The 6,523-nt window shown below is 62.7% G+C and carries 8 protein-coding genes and 1 pseudogene; 3 read left to right on the forward strand and 6 right to left on the reverse strand.

The window, feature by feature from the left end:
• Positions 1-127: 127 nt before the first annotated feature.
• The 5 genes and pseudogenes from ABD989_RS17395 to ABD989_RS17415 form a co-directional block, all read right to left on the reverse strand.
• Positions 128-346: pseudogene (locus ABD989_RS17395) on the reverse strand (three-helix bundle dimerization domain-containing protein); the annotation flags it as partial.
• A 40-nt stretch (positions 347-386) separates the two neighbouring features.
• Positions 387-827, reverse strand: a complete 441-nt coding sequence (locus ABD989_RS17400; protein WP_341257434.1) for an arsenate-mycothiol transferase ArsC — start codon at positions 825-827, stop codon at positions 387-389.
• Positions 827-1,942 carry an ACR3 family arsenite efflux transporter gene (gene arsB / locus ABD989_RS17405; protein WP_341257435.1) on the reverse strand — a complete coding sequence of 372 codons (1,116 nt, stop codon included), beginning with the start codon at positions 1,940-1,942 and terminating at the stop codon, positions 827-829. Before arsB ends, ABD989_RS17400 begins: the two co-directional genes overlap by 1 nt.
• Positions 1,939-2,313, reverse strand: coding sequence for a metalloregulator ArsR/SmtB family transcription factor (locus ABD989_RS17410; protein WP_345314471.1), 375 nt, complete (start codon positions 2,311-2,313; stop codon positions 1,939-1,941). Before ABD989_RS17410 ends, arsB begins: the two co-directional genes overlap by 4 nt.
• A gap of 73 nt (positions 2,314-2,386) precedes the next feature.
• Positions 2,387-2,842 carry an ArsI/CadI family heavy metal resistance metalloenzyme gene (locus tag ABD989_RS17415; protein WP_345314472.1) on the reverse strand — a complete coding sequence of 152 codons (456 nt, stop codon included), beginning with the start codon at positions 2,840-2,842 and terminating at the stop codon, positions 2,387-2,389.
• A gap of 94 nt (positions 2,843-2,936) precedes the next feature.
• On the opposite strand from ABD989_RS17415, the gene ABD989_RS17420 reads away from it, so the two are divergent.
• The 3 genes from ABD989_RS17420 (at position 2,937) to ABD989_RS17430 (ending at position 5,589) form a co-directional block, all read left to right on the forward strand.
• The gene (locus ABD989_RS17420; protein WP_341257438.1) at positions 2,937-3,290 is read left to right on the forward strand and encodes an Rv2640c family ArsR-like transcriptional regulator; all 354 of its coding nucleotides are present in this window, start codon (positions 2,937-2,939) and stop codon (positions 3,288-3,290) included.
• 357 nt (positions 3,291-3,647) lie between these two features.
• Positions 3,648-5,180: a SulP family inorganic anion transporter gene (locus ABD989_RS17425; protein ID WP_345314473.1), complete on the forward strand. Its 1,533-nt coding sequence runs from the start codon at positions 3,648-3,650 to the stop codon at positions 5,178-5,180.
• A gap of 1 nt (position 5,181) precedes the next feature.
• Positions 5,182-5,589, forward strand: a complete 408-nt coding sequence (locus ABD989_RS17430; RefSeq protein ID WP_341257440.1) for a helix-turn-helix domain-containing protein — start codon at positions 5,182-5,184, stop codon at positions 5,587-5,589.
• Between the two features lie 133 nt (positions 5,590-5,722).
• Here the strand turns inward: ABD989_RS17430 and ABD989_RS17435 are convergent, their stop codons facing one another.
• Positions 5,723-6,274 carry a hypothetical protein gene (locus ABD989_RS17435; RefSeq protein WP_345314474.1) on the reverse strand — a complete coding sequence of 184 codons (552 nt, stop codon included), beginning with the start codon at positions 6,272-6,274 and terminating at the stop codon, positions 5,723-5,725.
• Positions 6,275-6,523: the final 249 nt, after the last annotated feature.

Genomic DNA, 6,523 nt, shown 5'->3' on the forward strand with positions numbered 1-6,523 from the left:
CAAGCAGCCGACGACAAGAACGCCGCCTGACACGGCCACTGCAGGCCGATCACACGTCCAGGCCAACTCGGCTCTGGCAACCAAGGAAACCAACTAAATCAGTCTCCAAGAAACCCGGGGCTTGACATTCTGCGGCGAACCTGCCTGTCAGGGTCACCAGGTGAGTGTGGATGCGGGAGGTGCGCCGCAGCGCGGTGTAGGACTCGAATACGACCCGTTCGACGGTCTGTTCGGACACGATCCCGCGGTAGTGGGCGGCGAGCCTCTCCGCGGTTCGCGATAGCAGGGCTTGGGGCATCAGCAGATCTGGTGTCCCGGCTGATTCGGTCGTGGCGTCGGCGTTCATCAGGCTTCTCCCGGTTCGTAGATCCCGACCCGCTCCGGCGTTAGCGCGCGGTGAGTTCGGCTGCCAGCGCGGTGACGCGGGCAGCGATGTCGTCGCGGACCAGGCGCATCCGTTCGATCCCGTCGATTCCGCGCTCGGACGGTTCGTCGGTATCCCAGTTGATCAGCGTCACCCCGGCGGGGGCGTTGACGACGGCTTCGCGGCCGAGTGTGACCACCAGGTCGACGCGGGCGAGCAACTCGGGATCGATGGGCTTGGGGGTCTCGCCGGTGATGTCGATGCCGACTTCGGCCAGGCTCTCGGCGGACAGGTCGTTGACTGCGGTGCCGGGTTTGGTTCCGGCTGAGTGCACCTCGACGGCCTCGCCGACGGCCTTGCGCATCAGGCCGGCGGCCATCTGGGACTTGCCGCCGTTCTTCACACACACGAACAGCACACTCGGTGTGGCCGCGTTCTCGGTGATCGTCAGGTTGTCGGGCATCAGTTCATGCTCCTAGAGGAGTCCGCGGTAGCGGAGGTGGAGGACGGGGTGAGGGGGAAGCGTTTGCGTAGGGCAAGTGAAACGTAGACCAGGCCGACGAGCACAGGGACCTCGATCAACGGGCCGACCACGCCGGCGAGGGCTTGGCCGGAGGTCGCGCCGTAGGTGGCGATTGCGACGGCGATGGCGAGCTCGAAGTTATTGCCTGCCGCGGTGAACGCAAGCGTGGTGGTGCGTTCGTAGCCGAGTCTCATGACTGCGCCCAGGAGGTAGCCGCCGCCCCACATCACCGCGAAGTAGACCAACAGTGGCACGGCGATGCGGACGACGTCCCAGGGACGGGAGGTGATCTGTTCGCCCTGCAGGGCGAAGAGGATGACGATCGTGAACAGTAGTCCGTAGAGTGCCCACGGCCCGACCTTGGGTAGGAACGTCGCTTCGTACCAGTCGCGGCCCTTGGTCTTCTCGCCGATCCGGCGTGACAGGTACCCGGCGAGCAGCGGGATGCCGAGGAAGATCAGCACTGACTTGGCGATCTGCCACGCCGAGGTGCTGATCGTCGTCTGTTCCAGACCCAGCCAGCCCGGCAGAACTGAGAGGTAAAACCAGCCCAGGACGGCGAACATGACCACCTGGAACACCGAGTTGAGGGCCACCAGGACGGCGGCGGCCTCACGATCGCCGCAGGCGAGATCGTTCCAGATGATCACCATGGCGATGCATCGTGCGAGGCCGACGATGATCAGGCCGGTGCGGTACTCGGGTAGGTCGGGCAAGAAGATCCAGGCCAGTGCGAACATGAGCGCTGGGCCGAGCACCCAGTTCAGCAGGAGCGATCCCAGCAGTAGTTTGCGATCGCCGGTGACGGTGTCGAGACGGTCGTAGCGCACCTTGGCCAAGACCGGGTACATCATGATCAACAGGCCCAGGGCGATCGGCAGTGAAACGCCGTCGACCTGGATCTTCTCCAACGCGGTGTTCAGTCCGGGGATCATCCGGCCCAGGAGCAGGCCGGCGACCATGGCGACGCCGATCCATACCGGCAGGAACCGGTCCAGGGTCGAGAGTTTGCCGACGACCGGCTGATGCCCGGCCGTCGGGGTGGGGCTGGTCACGAGTGAACCTCCATCGAGGTGGCGAGCTCGCCGGACTGCAGGATCCCGGCGAGCGAGGACAGAACATCGGGGATAACGCGGTAGTACACCCACGACGCGCGGCGGTCGGACTCGAGCAGACCGGCGTTCTTGAGGACCTTCAGGTGATGCGAGATCGTCGGCTGCGAAACGTCGACGGCCGGAGAGATGTCACACACGCAGGCTTCACCGCCCTCGTGGCTGGCGATCAAGCTGAACAGTCGCAACCGGATCGGGTCGGCGAGCGCTTTGAACACCACGGCGAGATCAACCGACTGCCGCTCCGAGAGGGGCTCACGCACCAACGGTGAGCACCGCACAGTGACTTCGGTCAACGGAATCGAGTTCGACATACATCGATATTGACAGATATCGATACTGGTTGCAAGGCTGCATGCAGTCCAGCGACCTAACAGAAGGTCGCGTTCAGCAGCAGTTCGCCGCGGGAGTGCAGCATGCCGCGGACGTAGATTCGCCAGCGGGGGCCGCGGCAGCGACCGGTTCGCCGTTGAAGGTCTCAGCGTCGGCCAACACGGTGTAGACCTCCCAGCGCTCGGCGTCGGGAGCGGTGACCCACACTTTGTCCTGGGTGGCAAAGCAGCAGGTTGCTCCGATCTCCTCTTCGGTGAACAGCTTCTCTTCGGTGAATCGGGCGATCTCGGCGTGCACCTTCTCACTGGAGTCGACCTCTACGCCGAGGTGATTGATACTGCCGCCGTGGCCGGGGTTCTCCAGCAGCACCAACTTCAGTGCGGGCTCAGTGACGGCGAAGTTGGCGTAGCCCGGCTTGGTCTTAGCCGGGCCGACGCCGAACAGCTTGGTGTAGAAGGCGATCGACTGGTCGAGATCGTCGACGTTGAGGGCGAGTTGCACGCGTGACATGAGATCCTCCAAGGATTCGACATACATCAAAAGTGTTGCGACTCAAGTTCTAGACCAGAGTTTGACATATGTCAACGGATGGTAGGTTGGGGTCATGCCCAAGACGCTCCCTGTGGTCGACATCAGCGCTCCGATCTGCTGTGCACCGATCTCCGCAGGTCCAATGGAGGCTGATGCAGCCCTTGAACTGGCGCTCCGGCTCAAGGCGCTGGCCGATCCGGCGCGAATTCAGCTGGTCTCCATCCTCATGGGCGCCCGACCGGGTGCGATCAGCACCGGTGATCTCGCCGAGGCGCTCGCGCTCTCGGCGGGTACGGTGAGCCACCACCTCGGTCAACTCAAGAAGGCGGGCCTTGTCAGCTCCGAGCGTCGAGGTGTGAACGTCCTGCATCGCGCCGAACCAGACTCGCTGGAAGCACTGAGGGGAGTGCTCGACACCTGCTGTTAGTCGGCCTGATCAGCGGCGCAATCACTACTTGGCGGGACCGACCTCGCCATCGCCACTACTGGCGGCGCCTGCACCGTCACGCGATACGGAGAGAGCGTCGTGACGCGCGCTAACGCTCGAGTGAAAATCGAAGGCCGTCGTCGGCGAGTCGAGCGAACTGACACGCGCGACCTTCCGACCGGAACTTGCAACTCTACCCTCCCGTAAGGGTAGAGTTCTGGTCGCTGTGTGCCTACCCAGTGATCGGTGCGTTGCGGCTGGGCGATTTGCGCCTGGTCGCGAGGCATCGGCACTATCCCGACAATCTCAACTCAGCAGGCGGCAGCGTCGCTTGATTGCCACGTGTGCGGATAACCGATGAATGGAGTTCCCGTAGTGATGTCGATAACGGACCGACCGGCCGACGACAGTTCGGTACTGGCCGCCCTCCGCAGCCCTCGCCGACTGCGGACCGAGGTACTAGCTGGGCTGGTGGTCGCGCTGGCACTGATTCCGGAGGCGATCTCGTTCTCCATCATCGCAGGCGTTGATCCTCGGGTTGGGCTGTTCGCGTCGTTCACGATGGCTGTGACAATCTCGATTGTCGGAGGGCGCCGTGCGATGATCTCTGCGGCTACCGGCGCGATCGCGCTAGTGATCGCGCCGGTAGTCAAGGAGTACGGCCTGGACTATTTGATCGCCACCGTCATCTTGGCCGGCGTGCTGCAGATCGTGCTGAGCGCGGTTGGCGTGGCACGGTTGATGCGGTTTATTCCACGCAGCGTGATGGTCGGCTTCGTCAATGCCCTCGCGATCCTTATCTTCACCGCACAGCTCCCACATCTACTGGGGGTGCCGTGGCTGGTGTACCCGATGGTCGTAATTGGTATCGCGATCATGGTGTTTCTGCCGAAGCTGTCGACGGTGGTTCCGGCGCCGCTGGTGGCGATTGTGCTGCTCACTGCAGGCACCGTCGTGTTCTCGCTGAACGTTCCTGACGTGGGTGACGAGGGTGCACTGCCGTCGACGCTGCCGACCTGGCTCATTCCTGATGTCCCGTTCACTTTTGACACGCTCACGATTATTGGTCCGTACGCGCTGGCGATGGCGCTGGTGGGCCTGCTCGAATCATTGATGACAGCCAAGCTCGTCGACGACATCACCGACACTCACTCGGACAAGACCCGTGAAGGCTGGGGGCAGGGGGTGGCCAATGTGGTGACTGGATTCTTCGGCGGAATGGGCGGTTGCGCGATGATCGGTCAGACGATGATCAACGTGAAGTCCTCCGGAGCCCGGACGCGCATCTCGACGTTCTTAGCCGGCGCGTTCCTTCTCGGCCTGGTTGTAGGACTCGGCGATATTGTTGCGCTGATTCCTATGGCAGCGCTGGTCGCGGTCATGATCATGGTGTCAGTGGGCACCATGGACTGGCACTCAATTGCGCCGAAGACTCTCAAACGCATGCCGGCAGCAGAGACAACGGTCATGCTTGTGACCGTCGCGCTCACGGTCGCGACGCATAATCTGGCCTACGGCGTGATCGCTGGCGTTCTGACTGCGATGGTCGCGTTCGCCCACCGCGTCGCGCACTTCACCACCGTCGAGGCAATCTCCCGACTTGGCAGTGAGCACGAACCTATTGACACATGTACCTACAAGGTGCGCGGCGAGTTGTTTTTCGCCTCGAGCAATGATCTGGTCTACCAGTTCGATTACACCGGCGATCCGGCGAATGTTGTGATTGACATGTCGGATGCACATATCTGGGACGCTTCGACCGTGGCCGCTCTCGACGCCATCACCACCAAGTACGCGGCTAAGAACAAAGAGGTCACGATAATCGGGCTGAACGAAGCGTCGGAAGCTCGGCATGCACTCCTGTCCGGGCATCTAGCAGGCGGGCACTGAGGTGGGCACCGATGCCAACGGCTACCTGCAGATCGGCCAGGTCGCAGAGCGTACAGAGTTGTCGCTGAAGTCCATCCGGCACTGGGACGAGGTCGGGTTGGTGCAGCCCTCGGCACGATCTGCGGGTGGATTCCGTCTTTACACCGAGACCGACGTCGAACGGATGCTGCTTATCCGGCGTATGAAACCCCTCGGGTTTACGCTCGCCGAGATGAAAGCACTGCTCGACGCGATCGATACCGTCGATGACCCCGCGGCGATCCACACCGACCGTGAAGCAGCTACAGCGGACCTGCTTGAGTTCCGCGACAAGGCCATCGCCAGCGCTGACCGCCTTCGTCGGCAACTGGCCTATGCCGAGGAGTTCACAGACCTATTGTCCGTCCGCACATCAGGGTCTACACCGTGATCTGACCACCGTGGCCTGACCTTCCGTCGCCACGCTGGCAGGCCCTCACTCAGCGCACCAGGATCTGTGCTCGGTCGGCGTCGACGTTTGTCATATCGACCAGTTCGATCAGCATCAGTGATCTCGCCGAGCTTCAGCGGATTCGTCGGCCGGCGTAGCGCGCCCATGTCTCGCCGGATCGTTCGGCGTGGTGGAACGCGACCTGGTGGCTGTAGCCGAGAGCGTCGGCGACGATGGGGGGAGGACACTCGAGGACGAGGTCGTCGAGTGCGCTGTTGCGGGCGCCGAGGTTGCTCATGCCGATCAGGCGCAGGCGGTGCATGATCGTGTCCGGGTGCAGGTGGTCTCCGGCGTGCGTGCCGGGGAACAGCCAGGGGTTGCCGTGTCCGCTGGTGCGTAGGTTCGTGCGATGGGAGAGCAGGTCACGGACGAGTTGAGCGAATGGTTCCGGCACATCGACAGGGTGCTTGCCGAACGTGATTACCATCGGATTGCCGTCGACGATCGATGGTGTTTGCAGTCGGACAATGCTCTTCAGTGGCTGCGCGTAGAGCAGGATGAGGACGCCGGCGACCCTGTAGGGGAGCGTTTCACTCTCGCCGGTGAGTAGTTCTCTGATCCAGGCGATCCGCTGCTCTTGGGTCAGCGATGGCGACGTCTTCGGAGCCCGGTGGCCGAGCTGCACGGTGGCGTTGAGCCTGTCTCGTTTGCATATGACCAGGAATGTTCGGATGGTGTATCGCGTTGTTGGTCCTGTTGCGATCCACTGGTCGACGTCCCGCTGTGTGCAGGTCTCGATCGTGCGTCGATAGTGCCCCTTGGGGTGGTGGACTTCGGATCGGGCGTAGAGTCACGCGTTCTGATCAACGAGTCGTTGTGAACGCTATGCGATTTGGGCTTGCGCGTCCAGGAGTGCGGCGGCCTTGTCCTTCTC

This window comes from Gordonia alkaliphila, assembly GCF_039542465.1.
Lineage (GTDB): Bacteria > Actinomycetota > Actinomycetes > Mycobacteriales > Mycobacteriaceae > Gordonia > Gordonia alkaliphila.